17 protein-coding genes are annotated in these 18145 nt (G+C 60.6%); 14 read left to right on the top strand and 3 right to left on the bottom strand.

Annotation, left to right across the window (positions count from 1 at the left end):
• Positions 1–8: 8 nt before the first annotated feature.
• The gene (locus IE127_RS08870) at positions 9–365 is read right to left on the bottom strand and encodes a septal ring lytic transglycosylase RlpA family protein (protein WP_210310465.1); all 357 of its coding nucleotides are present in this window, start codon (positions 363–365) and stop codon (positions 9–11) included.
• A gap of 460 nt (positions 366–825) precedes the next feature.
• Here IE127_RS08870 and IE127_RS08865 point away from each other — a divergent pair, with 460 nt between their 5' ends.
• The 4 genes from IE127_RS08865 to IE127_RS08850 are packed head-to-tail and all read left to right on the top strand — an operon-like array spanning position 826 to position 5321.
• Entirely contained in the window at positions 826–2193 is a 1368-nt protein-coding gene (locus tag IE127_RS08865) for an NAD(P)-dependent oxidoreductase (protein ID WP_189425325.1), read from the top strand.
• A 4-nt stretch (positions 2194–2197) separates the two neighbouring features.
• Positions 2198–3517, top strand: coding sequence for an NAD-dependent dihydropyrimidine dehydrogenase subunit PreA (gene preA / locus IE127_RS08860; protein ID WP_189425324.1), 1320 nt, complete (start codon positions 2198–2200; stop codon positions 3515–3517).
• Between the two features lie 46 nt (positions 3518–3563).
• The gene (locus tag IE127_RS08855) at positions 3564–4547 is read left to right on the top strand and encodes a GGDEF domain-containing protein (RefSeq protein ID WP_189425323.1); all 984 of its coding nucleotides are present in this window, start codon (positions 3564–3566) and stop codon (positions 4545–4547) included.
• A gap of 60 nt (positions 4548–4607) precedes the next feature.
• Positions 4608–5321, top strand: a complete 714-nt coding sequence (locus tag IE127_RS08850; protein ID WP_189425322.1) for a glutathione S-transferase — start codon at positions 4608–4610, stop codon at positions 5319–5321.
• A 1-nt stretch (position 5322) separates the two neighbouring features.
• Here the strand turns inward: IE127_RS08850 and IE127_RS08845 are convergent, their stop codons facing one another.
• Positions 5323–6030 carry a TetR family transcriptional regulator C-terminal domain-containing protein gene (locus IE127_RS08845; protein ID WP_189425321.1) on the bottom strand — a complete coding sequence of 236 codons (708 nt, stop codon included), beginning with the start codon at positions 6028–6030 and terminating at the stop codon, positions 5323–5325.
• 114 nt (positions 6031–6144) lie between these two features.
• Between IE127_RS08845 and aptA the strand changes: the two genes are divergently transcribed.
• The 9 genes from aptA to IE127_RS08800 all read left to right on the top strand — a co-directional run bounded on the left by aptA (position 6145) and on the right by IE127_RS08800 (position 16073).
• Positions 6145–7473 (top strand): omega-aminotransferase AptA, encoded by a 1329-nt coding sequence (gene aptA / locus IE127_RS08840; RefSeq protein WP_244640067.1) that lies wholly within the window; start codon positions 6145–6147, stop codon positions 7471–7473.
• A gap of 60 nt (positions 7474–7533) precedes the next feature.
• Positions 7534–9033, top strand: coding sequence for a CoA-acylating methylmalonate-semialdehyde dehydrogenase (locus IE127_RS08835; RefSeq protein WP_280516646.1), 1500 nt, complete (start codon positions 7534–7536; stop codon positions 9031–9033).
• 21 nt (positions 9034–9054) lie between these two features.
• Positions 9055–10305: a Zn-dependent hydrolase gene (locus IE127_RS08830; protein WP_189425320.1), complete on the top strand. Its 1251-nt coding sequence runs from the start codon at positions 9055–9057 to the stop codon at positions 10303–10305.
• A gap of 62 nt (positions 10306–10367) precedes the next feature.
• Complete coding sequence (gene hydA / locus IE127_RS08825; RefSeq protein ID WP_189425319.1) at positions 10368–11822, top strand: dihydropyrimidinase; 1455 nt, start codon at positions 10368–10370, stop codon at positions 11820–11822.
• Positions 11819–12238 carry a hypothetical protein gene (locus tag IE127_RS08820; protein WP_189425318.1) on the top strand — a complete coding sequence of 140 codons (420 nt, stop codon included), beginning with the start codon at positions 11819–11821 and terminating at the stop codon, positions 12236–12238. The genes hydA and IE127_RS08820 overlap by 4 nt, the downstream gene beginning before the upstream one ends.
• Positions 12239–12264: 26 nt before the next feature.
• A complete protein-coding gene (locus IE127_RS08815) occupies positions 12265–13056 on the top strand; it encodes an ABC transporter ATP-binding protein (RefSeq protein ID WP_189426071.1) in 792 nt (263 codons plus the stop codon).
• Between the two features lie 3 nt (positions 13057–13059).
• A complete protein-coding gene (locus tag IE127_RS08810) occupies positions 13060–13959 on the top strand; it encodes an ABC transporter permease (RefSeq protein ID WP_189425317.1) in 900 nt (299 codons plus the stop codon).
• Complete coding sequence (locus IE127_RS08805; protein ID WP_244640065.1) at positions 13956–15047, top strand: ABC transporter permease; 1092 nt, start codon at positions 13956–13958, stop codon at positions 15045–15047. Before IE127_RS08810 ends, IE127_RS08805 begins: the two co-directional genes overlap by 4 nt.
• 33 nt (positions 15048–15080) lie before the next feature.
• The gene (locus IE127_RS08800) at positions 15081–16073 is read left to right on the top strand and encodes an ABC transporter substrate-binding protein (protein WP_189425316.1); all 993 of its coding nucleotides are present in this window, start codon (positions 15081–15083) and stop codon (positions 16071–16073) included.
• Between the two features lie 330 nt (positions 16074–16403).
• On the opposite strand, the gene IE127_RS08795 is transcribed toward IE127_RS08800, so the two are convergent.
• The gene (locus IE127_RS08795) at positions 16404–16601 is read right to left on the bottom strand and encodes a hypothetical protein (protein WP_189425315.1); all 198 of its coding nucleotides are present in this window, start codon (positions 16599–16601) and stop codon (positions 16404–16406) included.
• A gap of 121 nt (positions 16602–16722) precedes the next feature.
• Here IE127_RS08795 and miaB point away from each other — a divergent pair, with 121 nt between their 5' ends.
• A complete protein-coding gene (gene miaB, locus IE127_RS08790) occupies positions 16723–18132 on the top strand; it encodes a tRNA (N6-isopentenyl adenosine(37)-C2)-methylthiotransferase MiaB (RefSeq protein ID WP_189425314.1) in 1410 nt (469 codons plus the stop codon).
• Positions 18133–18145: the final 13 nt, after the last annotated feature.

Here is an 18145-nt window from a genome sequence, read left to right as displayed (position 1 = left end):
CAAAAAGATTACATCTGCTCGATGCAGACGGATGTAACACCGCGGTTGCGGAAGCCGAGCTGGGTTGCAGCGGCCTTTGAAAGGTCGATGATGCGATTGCCATGATAGGGCCCGCGATCGTTGATGCGCACGACAACATGCTTGCCCGTGCTTTGGTCGATGACGCGCAGCTTGGTGCCGAACGGCAGCGACTTGTGGGCAGCGGTCATCGCATTTTCATTAAAGATCTCGCCGGAGGCGGATGTACGGCCGTTAAAGCCCGGACCATACCAGGAGGCACCGCCACACTGGGCGTAGGAGGAAACGGTTCCGCCGGCCAGCAGCGACACGGCGACAAGGGCAGCAACACAAAGACGATTGGACAATCGAGAACACTCACTCTCGCAGTTAACGATGAGCGAGGCGCCTAAAGGTGGCAGATGGTCAGAATGTGGACCGCCGTGCCAGATTTCCGCCCGATTATGGAACTGTTGCAAACAAACAACGCGAATAGAGCGTTACCTGGTGCCAGGTTGTCTCACTTTGAAACGATAAGGTAGGATTTCATTCTACCCATTTGTTAAGAAGTTCAATTTCTCGGGTTCGATATTACTGTAAAGGTGGAACAGCTTTGCGCAGTGTGACCTGATCGTCACAAATGCGCGCGTCGGTGTGATTTTTTGCAACCCGCGAGGTTCCCTGCATCAATAAGGGCCGTCGAATGGCCCGGAAATGACGCGGATACGGCATGAAGCGTCAGCAGTCGCCGCAGATATTTGACCAATTGATAAAAAATCGAAGCTGCGCTAGCGTTCGGTCGGGGAACGACAGCAGCAGGGGATGGACATGGCCATAGGTGTCCCGGCAGAAGGCATAGCGGCGGGCCGTTTGAGTGCCGAGGAATACGCCCGCAATTTCTCGGATCTGCATCCGCCGCTGGTGAGGCACGAGGCGCAGGTAGAGGCTGACAGATGCTATTTCTGTTACGATGCCCCCTGCATGAACGCCTGTCCGACCGAGATCGACATCCCGATGTTCATCCGGCAGATCGCCACTGACAATACGCTCGGTGCTGCTGAGACGATCTTTAGCCAGAACATCATGGGCGGGATGTGCGCCCGCGTTTGCCCGACCGAAGAGCTTTGCGAAGAGGCCTGCGTGCGCGAACATGCTGAGGGAAAGCCGGTCAAGATCGGCGCCCTGCAGCGTTATGCGACCGATGAAGCGATGCGCGAAAATGTCCAGTTCTTCGAAAGGGCGGCACCCACCGGCAAGCGCATCGCCGTGGTCGGCGCAGGCCCGGCCGGCCTTGCCTGCGCCCACGGTCTCGCAGTCAACGGCCACGACGTCGTCGTGTTCGATGCGCATAAAAAGCCGGGCGGCCTGAACGAATACGGAATCGCGAGCTATAAGGCTGTGGACAGCTTTGCCCAGGCCGAGGTCGATTATGTCACTGCGATCGGTGGCATCACCATTGAGACGGGCAGGCTGCTCGGCGAAGACATGACGCTGGCCGAACTCACGGACCAGTTTGACGCAGTGTTCCTCGGAATCGGGCTTGGCGGCGTCAATATCCTGCGCGCCGAGAACGAGTCTGTCGATGGCGTCGCCAATGCCGTCGATTTCATTGCCGATCTGCGCCAGGCCGAAGATCTTTCGCGCCTGCCGATCGGCCGGCGTGTCGTGGTCATTGGTGGCGGCATGACCGCCATCGATGCGGCGGTTCAGGCCAAACTGCTTGGCGCCGAAGAGGTCACGATGGTTTACCGCCGGGGCAAAGAGCAGATGAATGCCTCTCAGTTCGAGCAGGATCTGGCAGCCGCCAAGGGTGTGCTGATCCGCCACTGGCTGTCGCCCCTGCGTATCCTCGTCGAGGATGGGCGCGTCTCCGGAATTGAGCTCGAATACACGGAACTCGTCGATCAAAGCCTTCGGGGAACAGGCAAGACCCTCTCTCTAGCCTGCGATCAGGTGTTCAAGGCCGTTGGCCAGACCCTGTCGAGCGATGGCGAGGGCGTCGCGCTTGCCGGTGGCAAGATTGCGGTCGACGAGGAGCAACGAACCTCCAATCCGAAAGTCTGGGCGGGCGGCGATTGCGCTACAGGCGGCGATGACTTGACCGTCACGGCCGTTGCAGAGGGGCGCGATGCGGCCAAAAGCATCCATCGGGCATTGAGCGCCGCTACGGCGCCTGCTGTGACACAAGGAGCCTGACGCCATGGCCAACCTGACAAGCACGTTCGCCGGTATCAAATCACCAAATCCGTTCTGGCTCGCCTCGGCGCCGCCAACCGATAAGGCCTATAATGTCGAGCGCGCATTCCGCGCCGGCTGGGGCGGCGTCGTCTGGAAAACGCTCGGCGAGGAGGGCCCTCCCGTCGTCAACGTAAACGGCCCGCGCTATGGCGCAATCTGGGGCGGCGACCGGCGGCTCTTAGGACTCAACAATATCGAGCTGATCACCGATCGCGATCTCGAAACCAATCTGCGCGAGATCAAGCAGATTAAGCGCGACTGGCCGGATCGGGCGGTCGTCGTCTCGATCATGGTGCCTTGCGAGGAAGAAAGCTGGAAAGCCATCCTGCCGCGCGTCGAGGAAACCGGTGCTGATGGCATCGAACTCAATTTCGGCTGTCCGCACGGCATGAGCGAGCGCGGCATGGGATCCGCCGTCGGCCAGGTTCCGGAATATGTCGAAATGGTCGTGCGCTGGTGCAAGCAATATTCGCGCATGCCGGTCATTACCAAGCTGACGCCGAACATCACCGATATCACCAGGCCCGCCCGCGCTGCACTTGCCGGCGGCACCGATGCGGTCAGCCTGATCAACACCATCAATTCGATTACCGGTGTCGACCTCGACATCATGGCGCCGACCCCGACGATCGACGGCATGGGCACCCATGGCGGCTATTGCGGACCCGCCGTTCGGCCGATCGCAATGTCGATGGTATCTGAAATCGCCCGTGACGCTGAGACCCGCGGCATGGCGATTTCGGGTATTGGCGGCATATCAACCTGGCGTGACGCTGCCGAGTTCATGGCGCTCGGCTGCGGCAATGTTCAGGTCTGTACCGCAGCAATGACGTACGGCTTCAAGATCGTCGAGGAGATGATTTCAGGCCTCTCCGACTGGATGGATGCCAAGGGCTATCGTTCCGTTGACGAGTTCGTCGGCGCGGCCGTCCCCAATGTGACGGACTGGCAGTATCTCAATCTCAACTACGTCACTAAGGCGCGGATCGACCAGGATTTGTGCATCAAGTGCGGCCGCTGTCACATCGCCTGCGAAGACACGTCGCATCAGGCGATCACGCGTGAAAAGGATGGCGTCCGGCATTTCGAGGTCATGGATGACGAGTGTGTCGGCTGTAATCTGTGTGTCGATGTTTGCCCGGTCGAGGACTGTATCTCGATGCTGCCTATGGCCGCTGGTACGAAAGATCCACGCACCGGAAGGGTCGTCAGCGATGATTATGCCAACTGGACCACGCACCCCAACAATCCGTCAGCGAAATCCGTCGAGCCTGCTGAGTAGATCTACGATAACGCTTTGAATACAAAGCTGTGGTCAGATGGCTGTCATGCAGTTACCGACAGCCTCAAAGCGATCGACATGTACCGCCTCGGTGGGCCTCAAGACGCCGTGCAAACTGGTGGTCGCCGCGATCGTGAGCTTGCTGCTTCTCGCTGCGACACTGTTGCTGACGGTCTCGCAAGTGGTTGAGACGATCGATCGCAACGCCCGGCTGACCGAGCAGCGTCGGGTCGAGGGCATGCTTTCAACGCTGGCGGCAACGGGAGGCTCTCTTACCACCGAGTCGGCAATGCGCCTTGGCATCCGGTACGGCTTCGACGAGATGCGGCTCGGTACGCTCTCCGACATCCAACCCGGTGAGGTCGCCGTTCCTCTGGACTCCTCCGCCCGCGCCGTGATCTGGAGACCGGCGCAGCCGGGCTCGAGTGCGCTGCGTGCCTACGGGGCCAGTCGGATCCCGCTGATTTTCATCATGCTGTTTGTCACCATCGCAGCCCTGGTTACGCTGCTGACGGTCACGCACAGGCTGGAACTTGAACGGCGCGAGGCGAGGGCGCTGGCAGGTCGCGACAGCCTGACTGGGCTCGCCAACCGGCTGGGTTTCGAAAACGATCTGGAGCGGTTGTCCGCTGCCTCCACGCCTTTTACCTTATTGTATCTCGACCTCGACGGCTTCAAACAGGTGAACGATCGACACGGCCATGCTGCGGGTGATGCGGTGCTGCGTGTGGTGGCGTCGCGACTTGTGCGTTGTGTTGGTGAAACGGCCACGGTTGCCCGCCTCGGCGGTGATGAATTTGCGGTGCTTCTAGTCGACCAGTGTGAGATTGCGGACCTCGCTAAAGCAATTGTCGCCGCTGTCCGTCGACCGATTGCTCTCGGGCAATCCATGGCGCAACTCGGCGTCAGCATCGGCGTGGCGCGTGCCGGTACCGGGGTTGGTAGCGGCGCCTTGATGCGGCTTGCCGATGCCGCGCTTTATCGCGTCAAGGCCGGAGGTGGCAGCGGGTTTCACGTCGCAGCGGCCTAATTGCAGAGGTGAACCTTGGGCCGCGCCATCCGTTGCTGGCGAGCAGAATAAGGACGCATCATGACCTACGAACTGTATTACTGGACCGGCATTCCGGGCAGAGGCGAATTCGTCCGGCTGGCCCTCGAGGAAGTCGAGGCGGACTATGTCGATATCGGACGCGAGGCAGGCGACAAAGAGGTCATCTCGATGCTCGATGCCTCGACAACGCCGTCATTTGCACCGCCTTTCCTGCGCCACGGCGAGGTGGTGGTCGGCCAGACTGCCGCGATCCTGTTCTATCTTGGGCCCCTGCTTGGACTTGTAACCGAGGATGAGCGGCTGCGCCTGTGGACCCACCAGATCCAGCTCACCATCGCTGACATGACGGCGGAAGCGCATGATGTGCACCATCCCCTCGGGCCTGGACGCTACTACGAGGATCAGAAGGACGAGGCCTTAAGGCGTGCAGAGGAATTCAGAGCATCCCGTGTGCCGAAATTTCTCGGCTGGTTCGAAAGGATCCTGACGGACAATCCAGCAGGGCGAGATTTTCTCGTCGGCAAGTCGCTAAGCTATGCGGATCTGTCGCTGTTTCATCTCGTCGACGGTCTGAATTACGCGTTCCCGCGGCTGACCAAGACCTTGGCGCCGCGCTACCCCACCGTGATGGCGCTGCATGAGCGGGTGCGACAACGCCCGCAGATTGCCACCTACCTTGCCAGCGATCGGCGCACGCCGTTCAATGTCGATGGGATATTCCGGCACTATCCGGAGCTCGACGCCGAAGGCTGACTCACTTCCGCGGAATCAGACCCTGCATGAACAGCTTCTCGAGATAGGCCGCGGCGTCCTCGAACCGTCCCTCGCCACCGCGGTCGCGTCCGAGGACCGCGCGGACCTGAACGTCGAAATCGGCATAGTGTTGCGTCGTCGCCCAAATCGAAAAGATCAGATGGTAGGGGTCGGTGCGCACGATCTTGCCGGCATCCATCCAGCCTGACAGCACCCGCGCCTTCTCGTTGACAAGGTTTTTCAGGTCGAGTTCGATCATGTCGATAATGTGCGGCGCGCCCTGCAGCATCTCGTTTGCAAACAGCCGGCTTTCGCGCGGATAATCGCGGCTCATCTCGATTTTGCGGCGAATATAGGAGCGGATTTCCGGCACCGGATCACCGTCCTCGTCGATCTGTCGCAATGGCGCCAGCCAGTTGTCGAGAAGGGTACGGATCAGGCGGCGATGAATGTCTTCTTTCTTGGGGAAATAATAGAGCAGGTTCGGCTTGCTCATACCTGCAACCTCGGCGATCTGATCGATCGTCGAACCCCGGAACCCATAGACCGAGAACACCTCGAGCGCCGCCTCGAGGATGACCTGCTGCTTTTCTTTCTGGATGCGGGTTAGCGGCCGCCCCCTGCCACGCCCCTCTCCCGGTTTGACGGCTATCGAGCCAGTCGCACGGCCACCCGGGCCCCTGCCATTTTTCACCTTGATTGGCGGCATGAGGATGCTAACATTTTTCCAACTGGTCAAAAATCTGGATATCACGCTGATGCGTCAAGAGCCAGAGTTGATCAGGCTGGTCAAGTTTGCCAGACCGCGAGGAGCCCAGACGCTGTGTCACTAGCCGCCAATGCCGTGCCGAACGACCTCGAAGCGTTCTGGATGCCGTTCACCGCCAACCGCCAGTTCAAGAAGGCGCCACGCATGTTCGTCGGTGCCCGCGACATGCATTACACGACCTCTGACGGTCGCCAGGTGCTCGATGGAACGGCCGGTCTGTGGTGTGTCAACGCCGGGCACTGCCGGCCCAGGATTACCGAGGCGATCCAGCATCAGGCCGCTGAACTCGATTATGCGCCGGCCTTCCAGATGGGGCACCCCAAGGCGTTTGAGTTGGCAAACCGGCTGGTCGATCTCACGCCCAAGGGGCTCGATCATGTGCTTTTCACCAATTCCGGATCGGAATCGGTGGAAACGGCGCTCAAGGTGGCGCTGGCCTATCATCGCGCCAAGGGCGATGGCAGCCGCTTCCGGCTGATCGGGCGCGAGCGTGGCTATCATGGCGTCAATTTCGGCGGCATTTCCGTTGGGGGCATCGTCGCCAACCGCAAGATGTTCGGGACGTTGCTGACCGGCGTTGATCATATGCCGCATACCCACGATCCGGGGCGGAACGCTTTCACCATGGGCGAGCCGGAACATGGCGCCGATCTCGCCGATGCCCTCGAGCGCATCGTCACGCTGCACGATCCGTCAACCATCGCAGCAGTTATCGTCGAGCCGGTCGCCGGATCCACCGGCGTCTTGATCCCGCCCAAGGGCTATTTGCAAAAGCTGCGCGACATCACCCTCAAGCACGGCATCCTGCTGATCTTTGATGAGGTGATCACCGGTTTCGGACGGCTGGGAACGCCCTTTGCCGCAGACTATTTCGGTGTGACTCCGGATATCATGGTCACCGCCAAGGGGCTGACCAACGGCGTCATTCCAATGGGCGCGGTGATGGTCTCGTCCGAAATCCACGACGCCTTCATGAACGGGCCGGAGCATCTGATCGAGTTCTTTCACGGCTACACCTATTCCGGCAATCCGATCGCTTCGGCGGCTGCGCTCGCAACGCTCGAGACCTATAAAGAAGAAGGTCTTCTCACCCGCGGAACTGAGTTGGCTGGCTATTGGGGCGAAGCGCTGCATTCCCTGCGCGACAAGCCGCATGTCATCGACATTCGTAATCTCGGGCTTGTCGGCGCGATCGAACTCGAACCGAAAGCCGGTCAGCCGACGCAGCGCGCCTTCTCGGCGTTCCTTGCGGCATACGAGGCGGGCCTGCTGATCCGCACCACCGGAGACATCATCGCATTATCCCCGCCGCTGATCCTCGAGCGTCAGCATATCGATGAGATCGTCGACACATTGTCGCGGATCCTGGCAAGCCTTGAGTAATATGGAATGAATGTTCTAAATGAGTGCAGATAGAACCTACATTCCAGGAGCACATCCGCAATGGCGATAACCGTCATCGAAAATGCCGTCGCCGGCAAGCGCTACGTATCGGAGTCGGTGCGCAAGAGCCCGGTCTTCAATCCCGCGACCGGTGAGCAGACCGCCGACCTGCCGCTCTCGACGCTTTCGGAGCTCGACGCTGCAGTTGCCGCCGCCAAAGAGGCACTGCCGGCCTGGGCCAATATGCCGCCGATGAAGCGGGCTCGCATCATGTTCCGCTACAAGCAGCTGCTTGACGAGAACACGGACGAGCTGGCGCGCATCATCTCGGCCGAGCACGGCAAGGTGCATGATGATGCGCTTGGCGAGATTGCTCGCGGCATCGATTGCGTCGATTTCGCCTGTGGGATCCCGCACCTGTTGAAGGGCGAGTTCTCTCGCAATGTCGGCCCCAAGATCGATTCTTACTCGGATCGCCAGGCGCTCGGCGTTGTTGCCGGCATCACCCCGTTCAACTTCCCGGCCATGGTGCCGATGTGGATGTATCCGCTGGCGATTGCTTGCGGCAACACCTTCATCCTCAAGCCGTCCGAGCGCGATCCGTCAGCATCGATTTTCTGCTGGGAGCTGTTCCGTGAGGCCGGTTTGCCCGACGGCGTTTTCAACGTCATCCATGGCGACAAGGAAATGGTCGATGGCATTCTCGATCATCCCGATATCAAGGCCGTCAGTTTTGTCGGTTCGACGCCGATCGCCGAGTATGTCTACCAGCGCGGTACCAGCAACGGTAAGCGCATGCAGGCACTTGGCGGCGCCAAGAACCACATGGTCATCATGCCCGATGCCGATCTTGACCAGGCAGCCGATGCGCTGATGGGCGCCGGCTACGGCTCTGCGGGCGAACGCTGCATGGCGATTTCGGTGGCAGTTCCTGTTGGCGAAAGGACTGCCGACGCACTCATCGACAAGCTCAAGCCGCGCATTGAAAAGCTCAAGATCGGCCCGGCGAGCGACCGTGAGTCGGAAATGGGCCCGGTCGTCACCAAGCAGCACCGCGACAAGATCCTCGGTTACATCAACGAAGGCGTCGAGGCCGGTGCCGACCTGGTGGTCGATGGCCGCGACTTCAAGCTGCAGGGCTATGAGGACGGCTATTATGTCGGCGGAACGCTGTTCGATCGCGTCACCCCCGATATGTCGATCTATCGCGACGAGATTTTCGGCCCGGTGCTCTCGGTGGTGCGCGCCAATGAATACAAGGACGCCGTCGATCTGATCCACGGGCATGAATTTGCCAACGGCACCGCCATCTTCACCCGCGATGGTGACGCAGCGCGTGCCTTTGCCGATGAGATCGAGGTCGGCATGGTCGGCATCAATGTGCCGATCCCGGTGCCAGTGGCCTACCATTCCTTCGGAGGCTGGAAGCGCTCGCTGTTCGGCGATCATTCGATCTACGGGCCAGAGGGCGTGCATTTCTATACCCGTCTGAAGACTGTGACCCAGCGCTGGCCGAAGGGTATCAAGGAAGGCGCTCAGTTCACGTTCCCGAGCACCTGACGCAAAACGAAAGGACACTCCATGACTGCACCAGGCGAGAACCTCCGGATCAACGGCGATCGGCTCTGGGACAGTCTGATGGAAATGGCCCGCATTGGTCCGGGTGTGGCGGGCGGCAACAACCGCCAGACCCTGACCGACGCAGACAAAGAAGGCCGGGAGCTGTTCGCCCAATGGTGCGAACAGGCCGGCCTGACCCTCGGTGTCGATGAAATGGGCACGATGTTTGCCCGCCGGGAAGGCACGGAGCCTGATCTTGAGCCGGTCTATGTCGGCTCGCACCTCGATACCCAGCCCACCGGCGGCAAATATGATGGGGTGCTCGGTGTTCTCGGCGGACTTGAGCTGGTCCGCACATTGAACGACCTCAGCATTCAAACCCGTCGTCCGATCGTCGTCGTCAACTGGACCAACGAGGAGGGGACGCGTTTTGCCCCCGCCATGCTTGCTTCAGGCGTCTTCGCCGGAGTTCATGAGCTCGATTGGGCCTACGACCGCAAGGATGCCGCGGGCAAGAGCTTCGGCGCCGAGCTCGAGCGCATCGGCTGGAAGGGCGAAGAGAAGGTCGGTTCTCGTCCGATCCATGCATTCTTCGAATTGCATATCGAGCAGGGCCCGATCCTCGAAGCGGAAGAAAAAGATATCGGCGTCGTCACGCACGGGCAGGGCCTGTGGTGGCTCGAGGTCACGCTGACTGGCAAGGACGCTCATACCGGCTCGACGCCTATGGACATGCGGGTGAACGCCGGGCTCGGAATGGCACGCATCACCGAAGCTGTTCACCAGATTGCCATGGCACATCAGCCAAACGCGGTAGGCGCTGTCGGCCAGGCCAATGTTTATCCAAATTCGCGCAATGTCATTCCCGGCAAGGCCGTCTTCACCATCGATTTCCGCTCGCCGGAGCTCGAAAAGCTGACATCGATGCGTTCTCAGCTCGAAGAACAGGCACAGCGCATAGCAGATGAGCTGGGACTTGGGATTTCCATCGAGCCGACCGGGCATTTCGACCCGGTGACCTTCGATGCCGATTGCGTCGCCGCCGTAAGAAACGCCGCCGAACGGCTCGGCTATTCGCATCGCGATATCGTCTCCGGCGCCGGCCATGATGCCTGCTGGATCAATCGCGTGGCGCCGACCGCGATGGTGATGTGCCCGTGTGTCGACGGGCTCAGCCACAACGAGGCCGAGGAAATTACGCGGGAGTGGGCGAGTGCGGGCGCGGAAGTGCTGGTTCATGCCGTGGTCGAGACGGCCGAGATCGTCGCCTAGGCGATTATCGCCCTGGTGTCTGGCATGAAACTTGATTGGCAACGGGAGAAGGGGAACGGGACATGAGCACAGTCATCAAGGGCGGCACGATCGTTACCGCCGACCTCACCTACACAGCGGATGTGAAGATCGAGGGCGAAACGATCGTGGAGATCGGCAGGGATCTTTCCGGTGACGAGGTGCTCGATGCCTCGGGCTGCATGGTCATGCCGGGTGGCATCGATCCGCACGTTCATCTCGAAATGCCGTTCATGGGCACCTATTCCACCGATGACTTTGAATCGGGCACCCGTGCTGCGATCGCCGGCGGCACGACGATGGTGGTTGATTTCTGCCTGCCCAATCCCGGCCAGTCCTTGCTCGAAGCATTGCAGCGCTGGGACAACAAGGCCGGGCGCGCCCATTGCGACTACTCTTACCACATGGGGATCACTTGGTGGGACGAGCAGGTCTTCAACGAGATGAAGACCATCGTTGAGGACAAGGGCATCAACACCTTCAAGCACTTCATGGCCTATAAGGGTGCCTTGATGGTGCAGGATGACGAGATGTACGCCTCGTTCCAGCGCTGCGCCGAACTTGGCGCCATGCCGCTGGTCCATGCCGAAAATGGCGATGTCGTCGCTGACCTTTCCGCCAAGCTCCTCGCCGCTGGCAATAACGGGCCCGAGGCACACGCCTATTCCCGCCCGCCGCAGGTCGAGGGCGAGGCCACCAACCGCGCCATCATGATCGCCGACATGGCCGGTGTGCCGCTTTATGTGGTGCATACCAGCTGTGAGGACAGCCACGAGGCCATCCGCCGGGCCCGTCAGCAGGGTAAGCGCGTGTATGGGGAGCCGCTGATCCAGCATCTGACGCTCGATGAGAGCGAATATTTCGACAAGGATTGGGATCATGCGGCGCGCCGGGTCATGAGCCCGCCGTTCCGCAACAAGCAGCACCAGGATTCGCTTTGGGCCGGCCTCGCCTCGGGGTCATTGCAGGTGGTGGCGACCGATCATTGCGCCTTCACCACCGATCAAAAGCGCACAGGCATCAACGATTTCACCAAGATCCCCAACGGGACTGGCGGTCTCGAAGATCGCCTGCCGATGCTTTGGACATATGGTGTCGTCACCGGACGGCTGACGATGAACGAGTTCGTGGCGGTCACCTCGACCAATATCGCCAAAATCCTCAACATCTATCCCAAGAAAGGCGCCATTCTGGTTGGTGCCGATGCCGATATCGTCGTCTGGGACCCAACGAAAACAAAGACCATCTCGGCAAAGACCCAGCAATCGGCGATCGATTACAACGTCTTCGAGGGCAAGCAGGTGCAGGGACTGCCACGGTTTACCCTCAGCCGCGGCACGGTCAGCCTCAGGGATGGCGAACTCACCTCGAAGGAAGGCCACGGCCAGTTCGTCAAGCGCGAACCCTATCAGGCCGTGGGCAAGGCGCTGTCGACCTGGAAGGAGCTGACCGCGCCGCGCAAGATCGAGCGCTCCGGCATACCGGCGAGCGGGGTATGAAGGTGCGCCGGCTTGCTGCAGGCATCGCAATGGCTGTGCTGGCATCGGGCGCCGCATTTGGTGCGGACGCGGATACCGTTCTGGCACAACTGTTCGAGCCTGGGCTGATGGTCGATGGGCTTCCCGGTGGCGATATCTGGACACCGGAGCTTGCAGCGCTATGGATGGGCATTCCTGAAGATCAGCGGGTCGATTTCGTCACGCCGACGGATCTGGCCCCGCCGCGCATCAAGATCGTCAAGCAGTCGGCCGAACACATGCAAGTAAGCGCTACGGCAATCTCGCCAAACGGCCGGGAGTCTGTGGCGGTGGTCGATCTCGCAAATTACGAGGGAAACTGGCTGGTAGACGAAATCGAGGCGGAGGGACAGATTCTCAGCGAATTGTTGCGCGATCTGGGAGAGGCGAGACAGTGAGCGACCCGACGCAAGCGCCTTCGAGGATCGATACGCTCCAGCCCGCCGTGGTCAGCGCAAGCGGGCTGACCCTGACCTTCGAAACCAATGACGGGCCGGTCACCGCCCTTTCGGATGTCGATCTGGAGATTGAAAAAGGCGAGTTCGTCTCGTTTATCGGGCCCTCGGGCTGCGGCAAGACGACCTTTTTGCGCACCATCGCCGATCTCGAGCAGCCCAGCGCCGGCTCGATCACCGTCAATGGCCAGACCCCCGAAAACGCCCGCAAGGACCGCGCCTATGGCTACGTCTTTCAGGCTGCTGCGCTATACCCGTGGCGAACCATCGAAAAGAACGTAGCGCTTCCGCTCGAGATCATGGGCTATTCGAGGGCCGAGCAGCAAAAGCGCATTCGCCAGACGCTGGAGCTCGTCAACCTCACCGGTTTCGAGAACAAGCACCCATGGCAATTGTCCGGCGGCATGCAGCAGCGCGCCTCGATCGCGCGAGCCCTTTCGTTCGATGCGGACCTACTGTTGATGGACGAGCCGTTCGGTGCCCTCGATGAGATCGTACGCGATCACCTCAATGCCGAGTTGCTCAAGCTCTGGTCGGAAACCGAAAAAACGATCTGCTTCGTGACCCACTCCATCCCGGAAGCGGTCTACCTGTCCACCAAGATTGTAGTCATGTCGCCTCGGCCCGGACGGGTCACCGACGTCATCATCTCGGATCTGCCGGCGGAACGTCCGCTCGATATCCGCGAAACGCCCGAGTTCCTGCGCCTTGCCGCCCGCGTCCGCGACGGCCTGCGCGCTGGGCACTCGTACGAGGAATAGCGGATGAGCCGCTCGCTTCTGCCAGTCCTGGTAGTGCTCGCGGCGATCGTCGCCATATGGTACGCCGCAGCGATTCCCGTCAACGCGCCCTGGCAGGAGAGCATTTATCAGCGCGCCGATGAAACCGACGTGCCGTTCTCGCGCTTCGTCCTCGATACCTGGAATCAGGATCGCCCGGTGCTGCCGACGGCGCATCAGGTGTTCCGAGAGCTTTATAACACCACCATTGCCGTTTCCCCCACTGTGCCCCGTTCACTGGTGTTTCATGCCTGGGTGACGCTATCGGCGACGATGGCAGGCTTTGGGATGGGCACCGTGCTCGGCATCGGGCTCGCCGTGCTGATTGTTCACAACCATGCCATGAACCGCTCGCTAATGCCGTGGATCGTCGCGAGCCAGACGATCCCGATCCTGGCGCTGGCGCCGTTGATCGTTGTCATTGGCTTCAACCTGTTCACCGGACAGCTCGGAATGCCGACCGAACCGGCACGGTTCCTGTCGAAAGCGCTGATCTCGGCCTATCTCAGCTTCTTTCCGGTAACCGTCGGCATGGTGAAGGGCCTGCGCGCGCCCGAGCGCATCCAGCTCGATCTCATGCACACCTATCATGCCAGCGCTACGCAAACCTTCTTCAAGCTGCGTTGGCCAAGCGCCCTGCCATACCTGTTCACCTCGATGAAGGTTGGCGTGGCGGCAAGCCTTGTCGGTACGATCGTTGGCGAGCTGCCGACGGGCGCCGTGGCAGGCCTCGGCGCGCGCCTTCTCGCCGGCTCTTACTATGGCCAGACGGTCCAGATCTGGTCTGCGCTGTTCGCAGCCTCTATCCTTGCGGCGCTCTTGGTGATCGCCGTCGGGCTCGTTGAAAGGCTGGTCAACAAGCGGCTGGGGGCGCGTGCCGCATGAGCCAGCTGCAGCATTATCTGGCGCTTGTCGCCGCTGGCACCGGACTGTTCGGGCTAGTAGCGCTGCTCGCCGGTGCGCCCTTCGAAAACCCTGCTTTGCTTCTGTTCTGCGCACTCTCAACGCTCAGCCTGTTGCGGCTCGCCGTTCCCGTTTCGCTTTGGCTCGATGGCGTCCTTGCCGCTCTCGGGCTTGCGGCTGTCCTTGCTGCGCTGCCCACGCCGGCAGTGACGATCTCGCCGTTCTGGCTGACCCTGATCGCGGCATGGCTGTTCGCCTGGCTCTTCGTTGACCGGCTCAGCGCCGCCCTTGCCGCCCGCCGCTATGAACCTCGGCTCGGCGTGCTTATCCCGCTACTGTTCGGCATTTCCGTGCTGGTGATCTGGGAGGCGGTGACGCGAGGCACCAATGTTCCCGAAGTCATCCTGCCCCCGCCTTCTGCCATCTGGGCGCGGATCGTCACCAGCACGGCAACCCTTTGGGCCGACTTCCAGCAGACATTTCTCAAATCCGTCCTGATCGGCTACGCGCTCGGCTGTGGGGCCGGGTTCGTCGTGGCCATCCTCATTGATCGATCGAATTTCCTTAAGCGCGGGCTTCTGCCCCTTGGCAATTTCGTCTCGGCGCTACCGATCATCGGCGTCGCGCCGATCATGGTGATGTGGTTCGGCTTTGATTGGCCTTCCAAGGCCGCAGTCGTCGTGATCATGACCTTCTTTCCGATGCTGGTGAACACCATCGCCGGCCTCGGCGCTGCCGGCAGCATGGATCGCGATCTGATGCGCACCTATGCCGCAAGCTACTGGCAGACACTGACCAAGTTGCGCCTTCCCGCAGCGGCGCCCTTCATCTTCAACGCCTTGAAGATCAATTCGACCCTGGCGCTGATCGGGGCGATCGTGGCGGAATTTTTCGGGACGCCCGTTGTGGGAATGGGCTTCCGGATATCGACCGAAGTCGGCCGGATGAACGTCGACATGGTGTGGGCCGAGATCGCGGTGGCGGCGCTCGCGGGATCGGCCTTCTACGGGGTGGTGGTGCTCATCGAGCGAGCCACAACCTACTGGCATCCGTCCGTGCGTGGTGCATGAGCGGACGCCCAATCAACAAGGGGAACGCAGACCATGAAGAAACTACTGATCGGGACAGTCGCCGGCGCGATGGTGCTGGCTGGTGCCGGGGCTGCAACGGCGCAGGACAGCGTCGTGCTGCAGCTCAAATGGGTCACACAAGGCCAGTTTGCAGGCTACTACGTGGCCGAGGCGCAGGGCTTTTATGAGGAAGAGAATCTCGACGTCGAGATCAAGCCGGGCGGTCCGGATATCGCGCCAGAGCAGGTCATCGCAGGCGGCGGTGCCGATGTCATCACCACCTGGATGGCGGCAGCACTGGCGGCGCGCGAACGTGGCGTCCCGCTGGTCAATATCGCTCAGCCCTTCGCAAATTCGGGCCTCTTGCTCACTTGCCGCAAGGATATGGGTGTCGAATCGACCGATGATTTCGCCGGCAAGACGCTCGGCGTCTGGTTCTTCGGCAATGAGTATCCGTTCTACGCCTGGATGGCCGCACTCGATCTGCCGACTGAAGGCGGGGAGGACGGCGTCGAGGTTCTCAAGCAGGCCTTCAACGTCGATCCGCTGATCCAGGAGCAGGCCGCCTGTATCTCGACCATGACCTATAACGAGTATGGACAGGTGCTGCGCGCCGGCTTCACGGAGGACGAGCTGACCGTCTTCAACTATCGTGATGAAGGTGTCGGCATGCTCGAGGACGGGCTTTACGTACTCGAGGAAGACCTTGAGGACCCGGCATTCGTCGACAAGATGACGCGCTTCGTTCGCGCCTCGATGAAAGGCTGGGCGTATGCTGCCGAAAACCCGGAAGAAGCCGCCCAGATCATCGTCGACAACGACATGACCGGCGCGATGACACTTGAGGACCAGATATACCAGGTCAACGAGATCAATAAGCTGGTCGACGGTTCGGACGGTGTGCTCGATATGGATGATTACGAGCAGACGGTGCAGACCCTTCTCAATTCTGTCAGCCCCGAGAATCCTGCGATCACTGAGGAGCCGGAAGGCGCGACAACGACTGCCGTGACAGACGGCCTTTAGACGGCATGGGGGCGGGACGACAAGATTCGTCCTGTCCTCGTTCACATCGTCGGGAACGATTCTCCTGCTGCTCGGTTGATCCGGCAAGATCGAGTAAATCTTGAAGGGCTAAACCATGAACAGCATTATCTACATTGTGGGTCTCGTCGTTATCGTTGTTGCAATTCTCTCCTTCATCGGCCTTGCTTGATCGGTGAGAATTCGCAGCGAGGCGCAAGGCCTTGCTTCATAACGGCCCGCTGTCACGGCGGGCCGTTTGTATTTGTGGCAGTCGAAAAAGAAGCGGCCGGCAATGCGCCGGCCGCTTCTCTTGTGTCATTGGGTGTGAGCCTAGTACTTGGCTGAGGAATCGCTGGCCGGAAAGCTCTCGTCTGAGGCTTCATCCCGCTTGTCCCAATCCTCTGGCTCGTCCGCCTGGGCTTCCTTGCCGGCATCACGGATCTGAACCTTCGAATTCTTCGGGCCAGGCTTTTCGTGATCGTCGAATGCTGGGGCTTCGCCGCCCTGGCTTTTGTCCTTGTCGCTCATCATCAACTCCTTGAACGATGCTTTCCCGATCAACCCGATGGCGCCGCCGCAGGTTGCATCGAGGTAATGCTGTTGTGATCTTCATTGGAGAGATGCCGAGCTTTCTGCTAAACAGCGCGCCATGAGCGAACCCGATACCAAGCCGAACAGCCGCAAGGTCTTCATCAAGACCTATGGTTGCCAGATGAATGTTTACGACAGCGACCGCATGGCCGATGCGCTGGCGCCGCATGGTTACGAGCCGACGACGCAGATGGAACAGGCGGATCTGGTGGTTCTCAACACCTGCCACATTCGCGAAAAGGCCTCCGAAAAGGTATTTTCCGAACTGGGCCGGCTCAAGGTGCTGCGTGATGAGCGGCGGGCGGCAGGGCATGAGATGCGGATTGGTGTCGCCGGTTGCGTTGCCCAGGCCGAGGGCGAGGAGATTATCAAGCGCGCCCCGATGGTCGACATGGTCTTTGGCCCGCAAGCCTATCACCGCCTGCCGCAGCTTCTCGAAGCCTCGATGAAGGGCCAGGTGATCGACACCGACTTTCCCGAGGAGGACAAGTTCACGCACCTGCCGGCTGCACGGCGTGAGGTGACGCTGAAGCGCGGGCTTACGGCGTTCCTTACCGTCCAGGAAGGTTGCGACAAGTTCTGCTCGTTCTGCGTCGTGCCGTACACCCGCGGTGCCGAAGTGTCGCGGCCGCTGGCGCAGGTGCTGGAGGAAGCCCGCCGCCTGGTCGATGCGGGGGTGAAGGAGATCACGCTGCTCGGCCAGAACGTCAACGCCTATCACGGGCTTGATGCGGCAGGCCGCTCCGTAGGCCTTGCCGAACTGTGTTATCGCCTTGCCGAGATCGATGGGCTGGAGCGGTTGCGCTATACCACCTCGCACCCGCGCGACATGGATGATGCCCTGATCGAGGCGCATCGCGATCTGTCGCTTCTCATGCCATATTTGCATCTGCCGGTGCAGTCCGGCTCGGATCGCATCCTCAAGGCGATGAACCGCAAGCATACCCGCGACGAGTACCTGGAGTTGATTGCGCGCATCAGAAGCGCCCGCCCGGACTTGGCGCTGTCCGGTGATTTCATTGTCGGGTTTCCAGGGGAAACCGAAGATGATTTCGCCCAGACGCTCGAGATTGTCCGCGAGGCCGACTACGCCTCGGCATTCTCATTCAAATATTCCACCCGCCCGGGCACGCCCGGGGCTGCGCTTGAAAATCAAGTGCCGGAAGAGGTGAAGGTTGAGCGGCTGGCGCGGCTTCAATCGCTGCTGGGTGAGCGCACCTCGGCCTTCAATGCGTCTTGTGTAGGCCGCACTCTGCCCGTTCTGATTGAGCGCAAGGGCCGCAATCCTGGCCAGGTGGGTGGTCGCTCGCCCTATCTACAAGCAGTCCACATGGATGGCGATGAGAGCCTGATCGGGTCCATCGTGCCGGTCGATATCATCGATGTTGGAAAAAATTCCATTGTCGGCAAATTGTCACGGGATTCGGAACACAATTCTGGTAGCCTTGTTGATAGTCACGTGGCGTGACACCACGTCGACC

It is taken from the genome of Devosia pacifica, from assembly GCF_014652635.1.
Taxonomy (GTDB): Bacteria; Pseudomonadota; Alphaproteobacteria; order Rhizobiales; family Devosiaceae; genus Devosia; species Devosia pacifica.
The sequence above is the reverse complement of the archived record's forward strand: the minus strand, read 5'-3'. Positions and strand labels throughout refer to the sequence as shown.